The organism is Domibacillus indicus (assembly GCF_000970685.1).
Classification (GTDB): Bacteria; Bacillota; Bacilli; order Bacillales; family Domibacillaceae; genus Domibacillus; species Domibacillus indicus.
On sequence record NZ_LAJB01000002.1, the window covers coordinates 93,524 to 112,443 of the forward strand.

At 48.9% G+C, this 18,920-nt stretch carries 18 protein-coding genes and 1 riboswitch; of the genes, 3 read left to right on the top strand and 15 right to left on the bottom strand.

The genetic code is table 11. The features are described 5' to 3' along the window. Nucleotide 1: 1 nt before the first annotated feature. Entirely contained in the window at nucleotides 2-1,411 is a 1,410-nt protein-coding gene (locus VP98_RS00685; RefSeq protein ID WP_046173407.1) for a sigma-54-dependent transcriptional regulator, read from the top strand. A gap of 32 nt (nucleotides 1,412-1,443) precedes the next feature. Here the strand turns inward: VP98_RS00685 and VP98_RS00690 are convergent, their stop codons facing one another. The 11 genes from VP98_RS00690 to ribD all read right to left on the bottom strand — a co-directional run bounded on the left by VP98_RS00690 (nucleotide 1,444) and on the right by ribD (nucleotide 12,933). Further along, entirely contained in the window at nucleotides 1,444-1,800 is a 357-nt protein-coding gene (locus VP98_RS00690; protein ID WP_046173408.1) for a DUF779 domain-containing protein, read from the bottom strand. 59 nt (nucleotides 1,801-1,859) lie between these two features. Beyond that, entirely contained in the window at nucleotides 1,860-3,377 is a 1,518-nt protein-coding gene (gene adh, locus VP98_RS00695) for an aldehyde dehydrogenase (RefSeq protein WP_046173409.1), read from the bottom strand. 96 nt (nucleotides 3,378-3,473) lie between these two features. After that, nucleotides 3,474-4,484 carry an alcohol dehydrogenase AdhP gene (gene adhP, locus VP98_RS00700; RefSeq protein ID WP_046174067.1) on the bottom strand — a complete coding sequence of 337 codons (1,011 nt, stop codon included), beginning with the start codon at nucleotides 4,482-4,484 and terminating at the stop codon, nucleotides 3,474-3,476. Between the two features lie 222 nt (nucleotides 4,485-4,706). Next, nucleotides 4,707-5,375 (bottom strand): phosphatase PAP2 family protein, encoded by a 669-nt coding sequence (locus VP98_RS00705; protein WP_231584090.1) that lies wholly within the window; start codon nucleotides 5,373-5,375, stop codon nucleotides 4,707-4,709. 77 nt (nucleotides 5,376-5,452) lie between these two features. Next, the gene (gene dapF, locus VP98_RS00710; RefSeq protein ID WP_046173410.1) at nucleotides 5,453-6,439 is read right to left on the bottom strand and encodes a diaminopimelate epimerase; all 987 of its coding nucleotides are present in this window, start codon (nucleotides 6,437-6,439) and stop codon (nucleotides 5,453-5,455) included. 508 nt (nucleotides 6,440-6,947) lie between these two features. Next, the gene (locus tag VP98_RS00715; protein ID WP_046173411.1) at nucleotides 6,948-7,499 is read right to left on the bottom strand and encodes a dihydrofolate reductase family protein; all 552 of its coding nucleotides are present in this window, start codon (nucleotides 7,497-7,499) and stop codon (nucleotides 6,948-6,950) included. A 662-nt stretch (nucleotides 7,500-8,161) separates the two neighbouring features. Beyond that, nucleotides 8,162-9,379 (bottom strand): NCS2 family permease, encoded by a 1,218-nt coding sequence (locus tag VP98_RS00725; protein ID WP_046173413.1) that lies wholly within the window; start codon nucleotides 9,377-9,379, stop codon nucleotides 8,162-8,164. 137 nt (nucleotides 9,380-9,516) lie between these two features. Continuing rightward, the gene (gene ribH, locus VP98_RS00730; protein WP_046173414.1) at nucleotides 9,517-9,987 is read right to left on the bottom strand and encodes a 6,7-dimethyl-8-ribityllumazine synthase; all 471 of its coding nucleotides are present in this window, start codon (nucleotides 9,985-9,987) and stop codon (nucleotides 9,517-9,519) included. Continuing rightward, nucleotides 9,987-11,195: a bifunctional 3,4-dihydroxy-2-butanone-4-phosphate synthase/GTP cyclohydrolase II gene (locus VP98_RS00735; protein ID WP_046173415.1), complete on the bottom strand. Its 1,209-nt coding sequence runs from the start codon at nucleotides 11,193-11,195 to the stop codon at nucleotides 9,987-9,989. The genes ribH and VP98_RS00735 overlap by 1 nt, the downstream gene beginning before the upstream one ends. Nucleotides 11,196-11,207: 12 nt before the next feature. Further along, entirely contained in the window at nucleotides 11,208-11,852 is a 645-nt protein-coding gene (gene ribE / locus VP98_RS00740) for a riboflavin synthase (protein WP_046173416.1), read from the bottom strand. Between the two features lie 4 nt (nucleotides 11,853-11,856). Next, nucleotides 11,857-12,933, bottom strand: a complete 1,077-nt coding sequence (gene ribD / locus VP98_RS00745; RefSeq protein WP_046173417.1) for a bifunctional diaminohydroxyphosphoribosylaminopyrimidine deaminase/5-amino-6-(5-phosphoribosylamino)uracil reductase RibD — start codon at nucleotides 12,931-12,933, stop codon at nucleotides 11,857-11,859. Nucleotides 12,934-13,065: 132 nt separating this feature from the next. Beyond that, a riboswitch (FMN riboswitch) is annotated at nucleotides 13,066-13,203 on the bottom strand. 664 nt (nucleotides 13,204-13,867) lie between these two features. On the opposite strand from ribD, the gene VP98_RS00750 reads away from it, so the two are divergent. Then, nucleotides 13,868-14,419 (top strand): GNAT family N-acetyltransferase, encoded by a 552-nt coding sequence (locus VP98_RS00750; protein WP_046173418.1) that lies wholly within the window; start codon nucleotides 13,868-13,870, stop codon nucleotides 14,417-14,419. Nucleotides 14,420-14,555: 136 nt separating this feature from the next. Here VP98_RS00750 and VP98_RS00755 read toward each other — a convergent pair whose 3' ends face one another. From VP98_RS00755 to VP98_RS18690, 4 genes are all read right to left on the bottom strand, one after another. Beyond that, nucleotides 14,556-16,235 carry an alpha-glucosidase gene (locus tag VP98_RS00755; protein WP_046173419.1) on the bottom strand — a complete coding sequence of 560 codons (1,680 nt, stop codon included), beginning with the start codon at nucleotides 16,233-16,235 and terminating at the stop codon, nucleotides 14,556-14,558. Nucleotides 16,236-16,320: 85 nt separating this feature from the next. Beyond that, nucleotides 16,321-17,139: a DUF4097 family beta strand repeat-containing protein gene (locus tag VP98_RS00760; protein WP_046173420.1), complete on the bottom strand. Its 819-nt coding sequence runs from the start codon at nucleotides 17,137-17,139 to the stop codon at nucleotides 16,321-16,323. 150 nt (nucleotides 17,140-17,289) lie between these two features. Next, the gene (locus tag VP98_RS00765) at nucleotides 17,290-17,709 is read right to left on the bottom strand and encodes a MarR family winged helix-turn-helix transcriptional regulator (protein WP_046173421.1); all 420 of its coding nucleotides are present in this window, start codon (nucleotides 17,707-17,709) and stop codon (nucleotides 17,290-17,292) included. A 41-nt stretch (nucleotides 17,710-17,750) separates the two neighbouring features. Further along, nucleotides 17,751-17,906, bottom strand: coding sequence for a hypothetical protein (locus VP98_RS18690; RefSeq protein ID WP_156151273.1), 156 nt, complete (start codon nucleotides 17,904-17,906; stop codon nucleotides 17,751-17,753). Between the two features lie 77 nt (nucleotides 17,907-17,983). On the opposite strand from VP98_RS18690, the gene VP98_RS00770 reads away from it, so the two are divergent. Next, complete coding sequence (locus tag VP98_RS00770; protein WP_046173422.1) at nucleotides 17,984-18,784, top strand: NAD kinase; 801 nt, start codon at nucleotides 17,984-17,986, stop codon at nucleotides 18,782-18,784. The last annotated feature ends 136 nt before the right edge of the window (nucleotides 18,785-18,920 follow it).

Consider the following 18,920-nt stretch of genomic DNA (forward strand, 5'->3'; position numbering starts at 1 on the left):
GATGGCAAACATATTAATTGTTGACGATGAACAGGAAATCGGCCGCTTTTTAACTCGTCTTTTTCAGCTCCGAAACATGAACGTTACCTATATTGACAGCGGCCGTGCTTTTGACCGGCTTAAACGGCTTGAACAGTTTGATGCCGCTTTTTTAGATGTACGGCTTCCGGACCGGAATGGGCTTGACCTTTTAAAGAAGCTGAAAAAGCAGGCGCCGCTTTGCAAGGCGGTGGTGATGACCGGCTACAGCACGGTGAAAATGGCAGTGGAGGCCATCCAGCTGGGAGCGGAGGATTTCCTGGAAAAACCATTTGAAGATATCCAGCTGATTGAGGAATTAGCGAGCCGGCTGACCGAACAGGCAGATAAAGAAGAATACTTGCTGGCCGCCGGTGGAGAAGGAATTTTTTTAGGAACCAGCCCCGCAATGCATGAGCTGTACCGTCTGGCGCATAAACTGGCGTCAAAGCAGGTGACGATCTTAATTGAAGGAGAAACGGGCACCGGGAAAGAACGGCTCGCAGAATTTCTGCACCGTGCCGGCAGCCGGGCTGAAAAACCGTTTATCGGCCTTAACTGCGGGGCGCTCTCGGAATCCCTCCTGGAGAGTGAATTGTTTGGCCACGCAAAAGGAGCGTTCACCGGCGCCGCTTTTGACCGCGCCGGCTATTTTGAAGCGGCCTCATCGGGCACTCTGTTTCTCGATGAAATCGCAGAAGCCTCGCCTTCCACTCAGGTGAAGCTGCTGCGTGTTCTCGAAACGGGCGAGTTTTTTAAAATCGGCGATTCCGCACCGAAGCGGACCGGCGCACGCATTATTGCCGCAAGCCATGCCAATTTAGAAGAATCAGTCCGAGAAGGCTCCTTCCGTGAAGATTTACTGTACCGGCTCGATATTGTAAAGCTGAGAATCCCGCCGCTTCGTGAGCGGCAGCAGGATATCCCCGCGTTTATTGATCGACACGCCAGGCAGTATGGTCTTACCTTTTCATTTTCTCCGGAAGCGATGAATGCTTTTAAACAGTACCGCTGGCCGGGCAATATGCGCGAGCTTGTCAACACGCTGCAGCGGCTTGGTGTTTTATATGCCGATGAACCGGTCATTACTCCATCAATGCTGCCGGAAAAAATGCTTCGGCCGGGTGCCGCGCCGAAAATAGGACAGTCGAATTCCACCGGTTCTTTTCATGCTGAATGGAGCTGTTTTTCAGATGAACTGATAGAGCTGTATAACAGTGATGAACCGCTGGAACTGGACCGGCTGCTGCACACCATGAAGCGGATGGAAAAGCGGGCCGCTGAAGCGTTTATTCGAAAAACATTAAAAGAAACAGCGGGCTGCCGGGAGCAGGCGGCGAAAAAGCTGGGTATCTCCAAACGAAAAATACGGTATTACTTAAATGAAACGTAAAACAAGCTTCCCGGATGGCGGAAGCTTGTTTTCTACTGGTTTAATTCCTGTCTCTCTTCCTCGGTGAATACGCGTGACCTTGTTAAAAACCGCTTTCCTTCCGGGCCTTCAAGGGAAAACATGCCGCCCCGCCCATCCACTACATCAATAATAAGCTGTGTATGCTTCCAGTATTCATACTGGGCATCACTGATATAAAACTTCGCACCGCCAATTTCTCCGAGCAGCCTGTCCGCGTCCCCGGTTAAAAATTCGCCGTCGGGGTAGCACATGGGCGAGCTTCCGTCGCAGCAGCCGCCTGACTGGTGAAACATAAGCGGGCCATGCCTGGCTTTTAGCGTTTCAATCAGCTCCAGAGCGGCGGGCGTTGCGGTTACCCGTTCTGTCATTGTCTGAGCCTCCTTATGAAAACAGCGCCGCCGCATCGTGCGGACAGCGCTTTTTTCTATTAAAAGAATCCAAGGGCGTCTTCTGAATAGCTGACAAGCAGGTTTTTCGTCTGCTGATAATGATTCAGCATCATCAGGTGATTTTCACGGCCGATGCCGGACATTTTGTAGCCGCCAAATGCCGCATGAGCCGGGTACTGGTGGTAACAGTTTGTCCAGACGCGGCCCGCCTGGATATTGCGGCCAAAGCGGTATGCCCTGTTTTGGTGGCGTGACCAGACACCGGCACCAAGGCCATAAAGGGTATCATTGGCCATTTCAAGCGCCTCTGCTTCATCTTTAAACGTAGTAACGGAGACAACCGGCCCGAAAATTTCTTCCTGGAAAATTCGCATTTTGTTGTTTCCTTTAAATACGGTCGGCTTTATGTAGTAGCCGTTTTCAAAGCCTTCTACAGTGTTGCGTTCTCCCCCGGTTAAGCATTCGGCGCCTTCCTGCTTGCCGATATCAAGGTAGGAAAGAATTTTTTCCATTTGCTCGTTTGATGCCTGTGCCCCCATCATGGTATCTGTATCAAGCGGGTTGCCTGTTTTAATTTCATTTACCCGTTTGATGACTCGTTCCATAAACTGATCGTAAATGCTTTCATGAATGAGCGCACGGGATGGGCATGTACAAACTTCTCCCTGATTAAGGGCGAACATCACGAAGCCTTCCACCGCTTTGTTTAAAAATGCATCGTCCTGTTCCATAATATCTTCAAAGAAAATATTCGGTGACTTGCCGCCCAGTTCAAGCGTAACCGGAATCAGGTTTTGTGAGGCATACTGCATAATCAGGCGGCCTGTTGTTGTTTCACCGGTAAACGCAATTTTGGCAATGCGTTTGTTGGACGCAAGCGGCTTTCCTGCTTCAAGCCCGAAGCCATTCACAATGTTGACCACACCCGGCGGCAGAAGATCCTCGATCAGCTCCATAAAGACCATAATCGAAGCCGGTGTCTGCTCGGCCGGCTTCAGCACAACGCAGTTGCCTGCTGCAAGAGCCGGTGCGAGCTTCCATACGCCCATTAAAAGCGGAAAGTTCCATGGAATAATCTGCCCGACCACGCCGAGCGGCTCATGGAAATGATAGGCAACGGTGTCGTCATCAATCTGCGACAGCGAGCCTTCCTGCGCCCGGATCGCTCCGGCGAAATAACGGAAGTGGTCAATGGCAAGCGGCAGATCGGCATTTAATGTTTCCCGGACCGCTTTTCCGTTGTCCCAGGTTTCCGCAACGGCGAGCATTTCCAAGTTTTCTTCCAGGCGGTCTGCAATTTTGTTTAAAATAACCGCACGCTCCGCAGCCGAGGTTTTGCCCCAGGCATCCTTTGCCGCGTGTGCCGCATCAAGGGCCAGCTCAATATCTTCCGCCTGCGAGCGGGCGACTTCACAAAACACTTCGCCCGTCACCGGCGTAACGTTTTCAAAATACTGGCCGCCGACCGGCGCCGTCCATTCCCCGTTAATAAAGTTGTCGTACCTCTGCTTGAATGATACCTTTGACCCTTCTTGCCCTGGATTTGCGTAAATCATATACCCGGTTCCCCCTTTGAATGTTGGAAATCTGCTATATAAAACGCTTACATTTCCAAAATAACGCCTTCTAAACTGAATGTCAACTCATTTGACTTACATTGTCAGGACGATACGGCCGTTAATTTTTCCCTTTTCCATTTTGTCGAATACTTCATTAATGTTATCAAGCGGAGCAGTTTCAACCTGTGCTCTCACTTTGCCGCGGGCCGCAAAATCAAGTGCTTCTTTCATATCAAGCCTTGTCCCGACAATCGAGCCTTTGACGGATACACCATTTAAAACCGTATTGAAAATGGGGATTGGCAGCTCATCGTTCGGCAGTCCGACAACCACAAGCGTCCCGCCTCTTTTCACCGATTGATACGCCTGCTCAAACGCTTTTCTTGTGACAGCCACGCTGATGGCTGCCTGTACGCCGCCTACTTTTTCCTGAATCGCTTCTGCCGGGTCTTCGTTTAATCCATTTACCGTTTCATCGGCACCGAGGCTTCTAGCAAGCTCTAATTTTTCGTCGGCAATATCGACCGCGACGACGTTAAAGCCCATCGCTTTCGCGTATTGAAGCGCAATATGGCCCAGGCCGCCAATCCCGTAAATCGCCACCCAATCGCCCGGCCTGGCTCCGGAAACCTTTAATGCTTTGTAGGTTGTGACTCCTGCACACAGGATCGGTGCTACTTCAACCGGATCGAGTCCGTCCGGAATTCTTGCCACATAGTCAGCCGGTGCCACACAATATTCAGCGTACCCGCCATCGACCGAGTACCCGCCGTTTTCCTGGTGCGGACAAAGCGTCTCCTGTCCCTGCAGGCAGTATTCACATTCTCCGCAAGCGGAATAAAGCCATGGGATTCCCACGCGGTCGCCCGCTTTTAATGAGGTAACTCCTTCGCCTATTTCCTCGATAATACCGACTCCTTCATGTCCGGGAATAAGCGGCAGCTTCGGCTTGACCGGCCAGTCGCCATGCGCGGCATGCAGGTCAGTATGGCATACACCGCACGCTTCGATTTTAACAAGCACCTCACCGCGTCCCGCTGCTGGCTTTGGCATATCCTTTACTTCCAGCTGCTGGTGAAACTCGTTGACAACAGCCGCCTTCATATTCGTACCTGCTGTTTTTCCTTCCTGCTCCCTATTAAATTCGTTGATAGTTGATGTTTCCATTTCTCATTCCTCCTTTTTTTAGTAGCCCTTCACGTTTTTTAATGCAACTACCGTGCCAATTGAAACACACCTGCTTTTAAGGATCTTTTGTAAAGGCGGGCCGAATTTTCGGCTTCTTCAGCCGTAAAGCCGGTCTGCTGAAACGAAAAAACGGCTTTCTCATCTTCGAGAAAGCCGCCGGCGCATCCAGTATTCGGTAAAATGAAACAGCATAATGCAAAAAAACAGCCAGGCGGCACCGATGGAAAAGCCTCCGATCACGTCACTTGGATAATGAACTCCGAGATAAATCCGCGTTAAACCAACCAGCAGGATCATACAGCCGGCAAGCACGGCGGCCGTGATCTTTTTCCATTTTCCTTTCACAAGCTGAAACAGCATAAAAGACAGTGCTCCATAAAAAATAAAGGAACCCATCGAATGCCCGCTCGGAAAGCTGTAGCCTCCCTGCTCAATCAGGGGCAGAATATCCGGACGCTGGCGCTGAAACAGTTCTTTTAAAAAGCCGTTGAATACACCGCCAAGCCCGTTCACGAGCACGAAAAAAAGCGCCCACCCGTATCTTTTCCGAAAAAGCAGGAACAGGGCGATCAGCCCGGTCGCAGCCGTTAAAAATTTCACCGAGGCAAGGTCCGTAATAAACACCATGCGTGCGGTGCGCCCTTCATTGATCCAGGACTGTACCTCCTGAATGATCATTTTGTCAAAAGCGGCTACTTCATTTTCCTCAAGTGCGTCTACTACTTCAAAAAAGCCCCATGTAAACAAAACAAGGAATAAGGCAAGTGCCCCGTAATACGCATAAGGACGCCAGTTTTTTTGATTCAAATCCGGTCTTCCTTTCATCTTATCGTCTTTTTTTATACCCTTTATATGCAAAAAAAAATCCAGGAATGCTCCTGGATTTAAAAAACGCGGGCAGCTAAGTAGGATTCCGCTTCTTCACGGAGGCGCTCATATGCATTTTGTTCGGACAGCGCCCGCTGGTTGTGAACCGTAAAATGACTTGGTGTGTCAAGATCCATGTGTATTGTGCCTTCAAACATATAGGTTCCGTTGCCGATCAGGTCAATGGAATAGCGCCCTGCTTCATGCTGGTGCACCTCGCAGCGGACTTTTCCGCCATTGTTATACACTTCGATCGGCGTTTCAAAATCGTTTAAGCCAAGCTGGCATGTGGTTAGCGTGGAAGCTGACATGGCAGTGCCGCACGCATTGGTAAAGCCGACTCCCCGCTCAAATGTCCGCACATAAAGCGTTCCCCTTTCAATCGGGTGAACGAAGCTGACATTCACGCCATCGGGCGTAATATCATTCACGCCATTTAACAGCTCCGCAATCCGCTTTTGTTCACCGGACGCAATCAGCTCCCGGCCGCCAACTGCAATTAAATGGGGATTCGGTACGGCCACCGCTGAAAACGAAATCGAATCTGATAAAGCCGGAACGACTTCGTTAAACAAACGTTCTTTTCCGATTGTCATAGGCAGAGCCGCAAGGTCAAATAAAACAGGTGAAATTTCCACACGGTACGCTGGCACTCCTTCATAAATATCGCCGTCCCGTTTCACGTAGAGGTCCGCTTTATTGGTTTCTACAACAATCTCATTTTTTCCAAGTTTGTCTAATACGTAACGACCGTGGAGGCGGAGTCCGTTCCCGCACATAGAGGCTTCGGATCCGTCGCTGTTAAAAATACGCATTTTCGCATCGGCATGCACGCTTTCCATTACAAATACAATGCCGTCTGCACCGATCCCCGTTTCCCGGCTGCAAAGAGCCGCCGCCAGATCGCGGCGGTTGTCCTCAGTGAATGTATATCGGTGTGTCCATTCATCGATTAAAATAAAATCATTCCCTGAGCCATGCCCTTTAATAAATTGAATCTCCAACCTGAATCCCTCTTTCAAAACAAATTTGTTTTTGTTTAGTATAGCAGATTTGTGCGGATTGGTGTGAGTTTATAAGAAGGAAAGAATGGATGAAATGGCTCTTAACGAGTTTGTATTTAACGATATTGAAAAATAGATCATCTTAAGAAGACATTTCGTTTTTCGGCTAAAATCGTTTGCTTCTTAGCAGTCAGTAACGCGCTATTTTTTTAAAATGCAGTGCCAGGGGCTGCGGACTGGCGGCTTCGCTCACAGCCGGGGCGAACACTGAACCAGCACGTCCGCTCGTCCTGCGGGAGTCTTCGCTGCCAGCCCTCCGCCCGCTCCTTTTTAAAAAGGCTATGTTAAATGCAAATGTTGATTTTTGACGATAAGAAAACCGCCTTGATAAAAAGGCGGTTTATTGAGCTATCGTTTCCCGTTAGCAGCCGACAAATGTTTGCCGGCTTCATCTTGTACTCGCACATATTCGTCTGGCAGTGCCAAGCCGCAGTGATCAGCCAAGCAGTCAACGAACTGGCGTATATCGGAGCAGCACGACGCCGGAGCCGAAGGATTTGGTCTCGCTCAGCTTCAGATTCAGTCGATCACGAACTCCTCCCAATAATTGGGGGCCATGTCCAGCAACGATTGGCTGTACCAGGAAGTGATACTCATCCACCAAGCCTAGTTGTGCCAGGGTGGAACCGAGGCCGGGACCTCCGTTAACGACTAGGTTCTTCCCTTCTGCCGTAAGCTGTGGCACCTCCTCTGAAACAGGCCCCTTCAACAAGAAAGAGTTCTGCCACGACACGTGATCCAGCGTCCGCGAGAAGACGTACTTGGGTTTCCGATCGAGCTTGCGTGCGAAGTCGACCATGAATTGAGGTCCGTCGCCGCTGCTGGCAATGGCTGGCCAGGCACTTTCCATCAGCTGGTAGATTTTACGTCCAAAAAGCAAACCATTGGACTGGTCCATCAGGTCCGCCGTATACTGATGAAGCTCCTCATCCGCAATCACCTGCGTGTGGTCACAGCAACCGTCCAGTGTCACATTCATCATCAGTATTACAAGTCCCATATGCAGCCTCCTTATGTCTACATTTTATCATCCAAAAGCAGGACCGGTTTCTCATGGATTGCTAATGTGCACAGTCAGGGCCCTATCGAATACAAGTTTAGTTTAACGGAAGATGGCAGGTTAAACAATTCTGCCCGTTAGCTTAACAAGAATGAGCAGAAAGCCGAAATTTGGTGTTCGTGTCGGTCACAGGAAACAGGCACGATTTAATCAACATACTGCAAAAAGTAGATAAACTTTCGCTTGTCATTATCATCCAACGTACCAGCAAGCAATTTCAGTTCCTTTAAATCCATAGATAAATCATCTCCGAACAGTGATATTACCCTCGTTAAAGAACGTTTGTTCATATATCAACAACAAAGTTTAACATAGTCTTTAAAAAAAGAGGCATAAATGAGCAGCAGTGCTCGATACCTTTTGACAGGAGAAGAGAATCAAATCCGGCTGTTTTTCCTCCCAACAAAGGCTTCTGGCCTGGACCAAGTGTAATTCTTTTTCGCTTTTTTAAAAAAGAGCAGATAACACTGCTTGTTCTGCTTATATAAATGGCCCGGTTGTGAATTTTCCAGATAGAAATCCTTTAAAAACGAATGAAACGGCTCTGGACAAACTTGTTTTTCCATACTGTAAAAAAATCCGCCTCAAAAAAGGCGGATTTTTTAGTGAATCATTGTATTCATCAGGAACAGCACCGCGATGATGTACATCGGAACGGGTACTTCGCGGAATCGTCCGCGGGTTGCTTTTAAGATCGGATACAAAATAAATCCGGCCGCGATGCCATCGGCGATGCTCGAGGTGAGCGGTATAATCGCGATAATGGCAAGAGCGGGAACTGTTTCAGACCAATCAGAGAAAGACAGCCGGCGGATGTTTAACGCCATCAAGGAGCCGATAATGATTAAGATTGGTGCGATTGCAGAGCCGGGCACCATGTTTAAGTATGGCGCCGCGATAAATGCTGCCGGAAACAAAAGGCCTGCCGTAAGCGGCACAAGACCCGTCCGGCCGCCAGAGGCAATCGGGGCTGCACTTTCAACGGCTGACACGTTTGCGCTTGAACCGGCAATACCGCTTGCCACAACGGCCGCCGCATTTGCTTGAACAGACCGCTTAAATTTCTCCGGCTGCCCGGCCAGCTCCAAATGGCCGTGGACAAGGCCGATGTTTTCAAACAGCAGCACCATTGTCAGTGAAAAAACAGCGGGAATCATCACAAATGGTGACACGCCCTGGAAGGTCCAGGCGCCAAAAACAGCCAGGTAGCTTTCCAGGCTGACACCGGACGCTGGAGCCGGGAGTGTCCCAAACAGCCAGGCGATGACGGTGCCGGCGAGAATAACCCAGATAAAGGTACCCGGCACTTTCCGCCAGAACAAAAAAACAGCCAGCGCCAGCGTCATGAATGCTGCCAGTGAAAATCCCGCTTTTTGGACCCCGATTACAATCAGAAACAAGCCAAGCCCGATCGTAATGGCTTCTTTCAGCGCTGCCGGCACAATCTCATTCAATTTTCCAGCCAGCGGCGTCAGAGCCACTGCCATAAACAAAAAGCCGGCGATGACCGTGACGCCAAGCGCCTGCTGCCAGGTCATACCCATTTCATTCACGAAGGTGTACGTAAACATGGCGTTAATGCCCATGCCCGGCACGACAATAATCGGTGCATTCGCCCAGAAAGCCATGATAAGGCAGCCGGCAGCCGCTGAAACTATTGTAGCCGCAGCCGCTGCTTCAAAGGGCATGCCTGCTTCCGACAAAATCATTCCGTTTACGGCGATAATGTAAATAACCGTTAAAAAGCCGGTCATTCCTGCGGACAGTTCCTTTACGAAAGTTGTTCCGTGTTCGCGAAGCTTGAAAATTCCTCCATTCATTATAAAAACCTGCTTACTGTAAAACGCCCTCTCCCTACCCGCTGAAAGCCCGCTATCCCGGGACAGTTCACTAAAGACCAAATCGCAGCGTCTTTGTGAGCTGGCCGCCAGGGGCTTCAGCCACAAGCGACATTATATCACGCGTCAAAAGAGCGAAGCAAGTTTGCCATTTCGATCGCGGAAACAGCGGATTCCCAGCCTTTGTTGCCCGCTTTTGTGCCGGCGCGCTCAATCGCCTGCTCGATCGTATCGGTTGTAAGCAGGCCGAACACAACTGGTACGCCCGTCTGCATTCCTGCCTGGGCAATGCCTTTGGCTGCTTCGTTGCACACGTAGTCAAAATGGGCTGTTGCTCCGCGGATGACTGCACCCAGCGTAATGACTGCATCGTATTTTCCGCTTTCCGCCATTTTTTTCGCTACAAGCGGCAGTTCAAATGCGCCCGGCACCCAGGCGATATCAATGTTTTCTGCGTCCACGCCGTGGCGGATAAATCCGTCTTCCGCTCCTGACACAAGCTTGCCGGTAATAAATTCGTTAAACCGCCCGGCAACAATCCCTACTTTTAGTCCTGTTCCAATTAAATGTCCTTCAAATGTTTTTCCCATCAGTTATTCTCCTCTTCTACGTGTAATAAGTGGCCAAGCTTGGAAATTTTTGTTTTCAAATAGCTGCGGTTGGCATCTTTCGCCGGCATTTCAATCGGCACCCGCTCGACAATATCAAGCCCGTAGCCGTTTAAGCCGGTAATTTTACGCGGATTATTGGTTAAAAGCCGCATTTTGGAAATGCCGAGGTCACGTAAAATCTGGGCGCCAATACCATAGTCCCGCAGGTCGTCTTTAAAGCCAAGCTTTAAGTTGGCTTCCACGGTATCATAGCCCTGCTCCTGAAGCTCGTAGGCTTTCAGCTTGTTGATCAGCCCGATGCCGCGGCCTTCCTGGCGCATATATAAAAGCACCCCGCGGCCTTCTTCTTCAATTTGCGCGAGCGCCGCATGAAGCTGCGGGCCGCAGTCGCAGCGGTGCGAGCCAAAAATGTCACCTGTGAGGCATTCCGAATGAACGCGGACAAGCACCGGCTCATCACCGGAGATATCGCCTTTTACGAGAGCCACATGGTCTTTGCCGGTTAAGTCCTCTTCATAGCCGACGGCGCGAAAATGGCCGAAGTCGGTCGGCAGCTGAATGTCTGCTTCCCGGCGGATTAACGTTTCACGGCTGCGGCGGTAGGCAACGAGCTGTTCAATCGTGACGATTTTCAAGTCGAATTTTTCCGCCATTTTTTCCAGCTCCGGCAGGCGTGCCATCGTGCCATCGTCGTTCATAACTTCACAAATCACACCAGCCGGCTTGAATCCGGCCAGCTTGGCAAAATCCACGGCCGCTTCCGTATGGCCGGTTCTGCGCAGAACACCGCCGGCTTTTGCGACCAGCGGAAAAATATGCCCCGGCCGTTTAAAATCGGACGGCGCTGACGCGTCATCCACCAATGCTTTTACCGTATCAGCCCGTTCAAATGCGCTGATGCCGGTTGTCGTGGAAATATGGTCGACACTGACCGTAAACGCCGTGCCGTGGCTGTCGGTGTTATGCTCCACCATCGAATGAAGCTGAAGCCGGCTGGCAAGCTGCTCCTCCACCGGAACACAGATCAGGCCGCGCCCTTCCCTGGCCATAAAATTGATCATGGCTCCGTCTGCGAGCTCTGCAATACCGAGCAGGTCGCCTTCGTTTTCGCGGTCCTCGTCATCGACCACGATGATGACTTTGCCCTGCTTTAAATCCTGAATGGCTTCGTCAATTGTTGAAAACATAGAGGTTCCTCCTTACAAATAGCCGTTCTCTTTTAACAGATCCATCGTAACGCCGCGCTTGGGCGCTTCTTTTTTCTCAAGCATGCTGCCAACGTATTTCGCCAGCATGTCGCACTCGATATTAACCGGATCACCGACGCTTTTCGCGGCCAGAATGGTTTCATCCCTTGTATGCGGAATAAGCGAAACCGTAACGGCTTCATCCGTTACACCGAACAGGGTAAGCGATGTGCCGTCAAGCGCAATCGATCCCTTATATAAAAAGTAGCGGCCCAGTTCCCTCGGATAGGAGATGGTCACATAAAGCGCATTTTCTTCCTGCTTTTTTGAGATAATATGCCCAACGCCGTCTACATGCCCGGAAACAAAATGCCCCCCAAACCGGCCGTTTGCTGCCATGGCCCGCTCTAAATTCACACGCGAGCCGGCCGTCAGCGCCGCAAGCGCCGTTGAGGTAAACGTTTCAGGCATAACATCTGCCGTAAAATGCGTTTTGGTAAACGCGGTGATCGTTAAGCAGACGCCGCTTACGGAAATGCTGTCACCGAGCCCGGCATCCTGCAGTACCTTTTTGGCGCCGATCGTCAGCTGAAGTGATTTCCCGCCGCGCACAATGCGTTCTACCGTGCCGATTTCTTCTATTATTCCTGTAAACATTCCATCACCTTTTTTTCATAACGATTTTTAAATCCGGGCCGACCGGGCCGATGGAAACAAACTCAAGGTCGAGCGCTTCATCCATGGAAGAGCCGCCGAGTCCGCCAAAGGAAGAGGGAGCGGATTTGCCGCCAATCAGCTTTGGCGCCATATACATAATCAGCCGGTTAAATGCACCAATATCTAAAAAAGACGCATTCATTTCAGCGCCGGCTTCAACGAGCAGGGTCATGATATTCCTTTTCCCGAGCTCATCGAGCACAGCATCAATCGACATATACGGGAGCCGGATAACGGTCACGCCTTCGTCTTCTAAGGCACGCTGTTTTTTCGTCTGGGCATCAGAGGCGCAGAAAATAATCGTTTTAGCTTCTTTGTTTTGCACGATATGAAAATCGAGCGGAACACGCAAATGGGTGTCCAGTAAAATTCGAATTGGGTTTTTTCCTCCCTGGGGCAATCGGGAAGTGAGGAGCGGATTATCCAGCAGCACCGTACCAATGCCGGTTAAAATGGCATCATGGCGGCTTCTGAGAAGGTGTACATCTTCTCTGGCCTCACTGCTTGTAATCCAGCGGCTGTGCCCGGTATGGGCGGCTGTTTTGCCGTCAGCGGTAACGGCTGTTTTAATCGTCACATAAGGACGCTTCGTCTGGATAAAATGAAAAAATGGCGTCAATAGTTCTGCTGCTTCCTGCTCGCAGATGCCGGTTTCAACTTCGATGCCGGCTGCCTCCAGCCTCTGGATGCCTTTTCCGCCTACAAGCGGATTCGGATCAACGGCAGCAATAAATACGCGGCGCAGCCCTTTTTCAATAATCAGGTCGGCGCAGGGCGGTGTTTTCCCAAAGTGGGCGCACGGCTCCAGCGTCACGTAAATGTCCGCACCTTCTGCTCCGGCGCCTGCCTGCTTCAGCGCGCTGACTTCCGCGTGGGCTTCGCCTGCTTTTAAATGAGCGCCCATACCGAGAATCCGGCCATTCTTAACTACAACGGCTCCAACCGGCGGGTTGGGTGAAGTCTGATAGGCGGCACTTTCAGCAAGCGACAATGCCAGCTTCATATAATACTCTTCATTCATAGAAGGGAACCCCCTTTATTAAAAAATACCGCCTGTACACAAGAAAAGCCCCGTATTGTCATTTCATACGGGGCTTTTTTACTCATTAATAAATAAACGTTTCCTATCTGAAAAAATTCAGAAAACGCGCACTGTCCTTTCCTCCCATCCAGACTGTTACTGTCGGCTCCGGAATTGCACCGGATCCACCGCACGCATGCGGGTCACGGACTAAAGGCTTGATCGCCTATCACCGCCGGTCGGGAGTTTCACCCTGCCCCGGAAAGGTTTATTCGAATGTGTTTTTATTATGGACTTTGTTTAAATCGTCTGTCAAGCAAGTGATTCTCGTTTTCTCAGCAATACAGCGGCCTGTAAAAATAAAATGTCTGCCCCCTTCACTTTGAAGACCCGCACAGCATACAATAAACCAAACAACCGCCGGCTTATTACTTAGCATCATGTTTTTTAAACCAGTACACAATCAATTAAGCTTCCCCTTCTTTTTCACGAACAGCCGCCTGCCCTTTTGCCGGGCTTCTGCCAGGCAATCTTGTGCGTTGCCCACATGCTTTATACCGCTGCCGATTTTACCTTTATAAATCGAATCTTTCTTTCCTTCGCAGACTTATTCCATCTTTTATTATCTATCATGCTTGGAGCGCTTCAAAAACTGTCGAAAATATTTTTAATTTGCGGTTAAAACCTATTTTCAAATGGGTAAAAATTTTATATTATGAAAGTAACGACATGTGAATGCTAGTTGTAATGGGAAGGCAAATGGTGCGCCACCGGTTTCTTCAGCCGGTTCTAATGGGTTCGATTCCCATCCCGAAATTTTTTGTGGACAGGCTGCGGAAGTGACGGTCTTGTTTGATTGTTAAAAAATTTCGAGGGTGGATCGGGACACTACTGAACCGTTATACCCTCACTATGTAAAAAGGAGGGAATTACCATGTTGAAGAAGCGCGATGTTCATGAAAGTCATGCTTTGTTTGAGTTGATGACGCACCCCGAAGTCTTCCCTTTTGTGCGCCATAAAGCCCAGTCTTATGAGGAGTTTGTGTTTGTGACAAAACAAACCATTGAAGCAGAGGAACGGGGCGAATTGATTTCACGGACGATTTTGGACGAATGGGGCAGCCCGATCGGCACAATTAACTTGTATGACATTGAAAATGGCGCCGGCTTTCTCGGCACCTGGCTCGGCAAGCCATTCCACGGCAAAGGCTACAATGCACCGGCCAAAGAAGAATTTTTTAAAGAGCTTTTTTATGAAGCAGGCATTGAATCCATTTACATGTCTATCCGCAAGGTGAACATCCGCTCGCGTAAAGCTGCCGAAAAACTGCCTTATGTTGTGCCGGCCAATGAAACCCGTCCGGATGTATATGCGAAATTAAACCAGAATGAGGCTGTCTTTGATTTATATGAAGTGCCAAGAGACCTCTTCACTCTTTATTTAATGCGCAAAGACCAGGAGAACGAACAGGCAATGGAAGCGTAACAAACAATTCCAACTATCCCCGCCCATACTCTTTCACTCGTAAAGCACCAGGGTTCTTCCTGATGCTCATTCAATAAGAATAAATCCCAAAAAAACCGGCTGCAGGTGCAGCCGGTTTTTTCATTCCGCGATTTATTTACTGCCCGCATAGATAAATTCTTGTTTCATACGGGCGCAGCCGGATGGATTCTTCCGGCAATGTCTGGTCCGCTGGATAATTGGCGAGAAGCAGCTCGCCGGACTTTATGGAGAGATTCTGCTGGCGCAGATCGAAAATCGCCTCGCCTTCTCCAAACTGGCTGATCACCAGAAGCAGCTTGTTTTCAAAACGCCGCGTGTATACAAAAAGAGAAGGATGCTCGCGTTCTAAAAGATCGAAGGTTCCTTCCGTTACAATCGGGTGTGTTTTCCTGATTTGAATCAGCTTCTGATAAAACCAAAAAACCGAGTCGGGGTCCATTACTGCCTGCTCCGCATTAACGTGCGAATAATTGCCGTTCAGTTTGATCCACGGCGTTCCATCGGTGAAGCCTCCATTTTCCGCATCGCTCCATTGCATCGGTGTTCTGGCATTATCCCGGGTTGTTTCGTTTAATCCCTCTAGTATCTTGCTTTTTTCTTCATTTCCCTCAAAATACCGCTGCTGAAATTCCGTCAGGGACTTGCTGTCGCGGAACTCATCGATGCTGTCAAAAACGGGATTGGTCATGCCGAGTTCTTCTCCCTGGTAAATATAAGGAGTGCCCTTCATCATATGTAAAGTGGCCGCCAGCATTTTGGCAGATTCTGCGCGGTATTCCCGGTCATTTCCGTAACGGGAAACGATGCGCGGTTCATCGTGATTGCACCAAAAAAGCGTATTCCAGCCTTTGTTTTCAAGTGTTTTCTGCCATTTTTCCATTACTTTTTTTAACTTAATCACATCGGAAGCATCGGTTTGCTTTTTCTCTTTCTCCTTTGCCTGGAGATGTTCAGACGAAAAAATCATATTTACTTCTTTTCTGTCAGGGTCCGTGTACAGAAGGGCTTCCTCCGGTGTAGAAGAGGTGCTTTCGCCGACCGTCATCATGCCGTATTTTGAAAAAATTGCTTCGTTTAACTGGCGTATATAGGGATGAGCGCCTTCATCCTTAATGATTTTGAAGTGGGGGTCTGCATGCTTGTTCGCAAATTCTTCGTAGGAAGGAAGCGATTTCTTTTTGTTAATATGGCCGAGCTGGTCAATACGGAAGCCGGAAACGCCTTTGCGCACCCAGTAGGTCATCATGTCCTCCACTTCCCGGATCACATCAGGGTTTTCCCAGTTTAAGTCAATCTGCCGCCGGCTGTTCATATGCAGATAGTACTCTCCGGTCTGTTCATCCAGCTCCCAGGCAGAGGTATTGTACGCTGACACCCAGTCTGTCGGCGGCCCGTCTGATGTACCCGGCCGCCAGTGGTAATAATCGCGGTACCGGCTTTTTTTCGACCGCCTTGCCTCAAGAAACCACCGATGCTGATCGGAAGTGTGGTTGTAGACAATGTCTAAAATGACTTTTATGCCATACCGGTTTGCTTCAAAAATAAGCTCTTCCATATCCGTCATCGTCCCGTAGTCTTTTGAAATGGCCCGGTGGTCTGATACATCGTATCCATAATCGACGTTGGGCGACTCGTAAACTGGAGACAGCCAGATGGCATCCACCCCTAATGTTTGTAAATAATCAAGCCTTGAAATAATGCCCTGCAAATCGCCGATTCCATCCCCGTTGCTGTCCCGGAAGCTGCGGGGATAAATTTGATAAATCACTGCGTTTTTCCACCAATCGTTTGCCAAACGATTTCCCTCCTTCTTTGTTGCGTTTACTACCAAACGTTCCCTTTTGGCTTTTTTGTAAACACAAGTCCCTATAAGGAAGGTGTTACTGCACTTCTATATTTCCTACGGATACAGAAATGGCCAGCTGTGCCTGGCTGCCGGCTGGATCATGGCTGATTTCCCTGCCTGGCCCTTTTTGAACAGCCGTAAACGGAGCATTTTTCCATTTGATTTTTCCGTTTCTCGTTTTCAGGCTTACGTTAATTTTTTCCGGGTCCAGGCCATCGGGCAGCCTCACTGCTGCATGTCCGTTGGAAAGCGTAATTTTGTTTTCGCCGCTTATTTTCTTTAAATGTAAGCTTTTTAAACTCCCGACTTTGTTTTCAATATCAACTTCTGCTTCTACCTCACCGAGATGGAGAGAGCCGTTTTTGGACCGTACCAGGAGCGATTTTCCCTGAAAGCCGTTTAAGCTGATATTTCCTGCATCAGAGAAAAGAGACAGATGCTGAAGGCCGGGAATTTTGTCCGCCGTAATGTTTCCGTTTTTCGTTTTCAGCTCCATTGCTTCTGCAGAACCAGGCGGAATATTTACCGTCAGCCTGCTCCTTTTTTTCTGAATGGACGCAAGCTTCGACCATGTGTTTGGAAAGGGCTTTTCCGTAATCATCACTTCATCGTCCCTGTACTCGACTTTCATATCCGGCTTTCCAAAAAGGGGCTTATGTCCCTCATATTCCACATAAAAATCCCCCTCCCGGTTTGTCACATACAGGCTGGCAAGCTCCGCATTCACCATCACTTTTGTTACTTTTTTCAAGCTTGACTTGTATTCGAAATGTTTCCCGGCTCCCTGTGCTGCTCCCAGTACGAGTAAAAGCATCATCATTATTGCCCCCGCTTTCCACTTTTTTCGGTTCATGTTTCCTCTCCTCTTAAATATTTTAATAATTAAAATATTTATTAATTAAAATATAAAAGAAGGTCTTTAATTATGTCAATAAAAAAAACAGATCGATATCGATCTGTTCAACGTGCGGAAAAAGCAGGATTGGTCAGTAGACCCAATCCATTAAAGGGTATCTTCTATTTTTTCAAACAGCAGACGAATTTGAGTCAGTGAGCTGATAACGGTTTCGAGCTGCTCGGCCGAGAACTTGGCAAAAATGTCGTGAACCCGCTCTTCCCCTTTTTTCGTTAATGCAACCCGAACCACTCTGCGGTCTTCCTTCAGCCTGATCCGTTCGACAAGGCCAAGGCGTTCAAGCTTGTCACACATGTTAGTGGCGGCACCCGGTGTCAGCAAAAAAAACTCCGCGATTTCCGTCACTTTTAAAAATTCGGACCATTTCAGCTTCAGAAGTAAAAACACTAAGTTATCCGACAGTTCTTCCTCCCGGGTAAGGGACTTCATAAATTGATTTGCTTTCAGCTGAATTTGAAACATTTCTTCTGTTAATTGCCGTACCGACTGGTCTTTCTTATTATCCATTGCTATCATCCTTTTTTCTTTCTTTCCTCCTGCCGGCTTGTTCAGGAAAAGGGAACATTCAGCCCGCTCAGCGTGACCATCAGGCTTCCGCCGCCTGGATGGGCAGTACTGCCGGCATGCGGGTTTCCGTCAAATATCGTTACCCGGACTTCTTTCGAATGCATCGTAGCCGCGCCTATCACAATTGCTTTTTTCACCTGTCGTCCTCCTTTACTATTGCCGCCATTATACATTAGAATGGATATATCTTGAACGATAAAGGAGTTTTATGCCAATGGAAACAAGAAAAAATATGTTTTTTTCCTATAAAAAAGACCCGGCTAAACTAGAAGATATCGAAAATTTGATTGCGCTTGCAAAAAAACAGGGCTTCACCGTTGTTGACCACTCGGCGGATGCGAACATTATTGTCGGAGTCGGCGGAGACGGGGCGTTTTTGCAGGCTGTCCGGAAATCCGGCTTCCGTGATGACTGCCTGTATGTGGGCATTACGGATGAAGAAGAAGCAAGCCTGTACTGCGATTTTCATATCCATGACACACAGGCGATGATCGAAGCGGTTCAAACGGCCGGCGTTGAAGTGCGCCGCTATCCTGTTATTGATGTTCATTTAGATGGAGAGACGCATTTTCAATGTTTAAATGAACTGTCCATCCGCTCTTCTATCATTAAAACATTTGTTATTGACGTTCATATCGATGATCTGCATTTTGAAACATTCCGCGGGGACGGTATTGTTGTATCCACTCCAACGGGCAGCACAGCCTACAACCGCTCGCTGAACGGGGCAGTGGTAGATCCGCGCATCCCTTGCATGCAGGTAAGCGAAATTGCTTCACTGAACAACAACCAGTTCCGCACGCTCGGCTCGCCGTTTATTTTAGGCGACAGCCGCAAGCTGACCTTAAGCATCGTGCAGGATGGCAACGATTACCCGATTATCGGGCTCGACAACGAAGCGCTGAGCGTCCGCAATACGAAAAACATTGAAGTTGAAATGTCAGGGAAAATCATTAAAACCGTTAAATTAAAAAACAATTCATTCTGGCATAAAGTACAGCGGACCTTTTTATAAAAAAAGCGGGCTTCTCCAAAGTGCAGATAAAGGTAGAAAGCAGGCTGATTGAAAACGTTTGGCTTTCCAGGAACGCCGCCGGCCGGGAAGCGGAGTGACCTTTCAGGGAGTCATAAGCATTCACAGCCGGCAAATG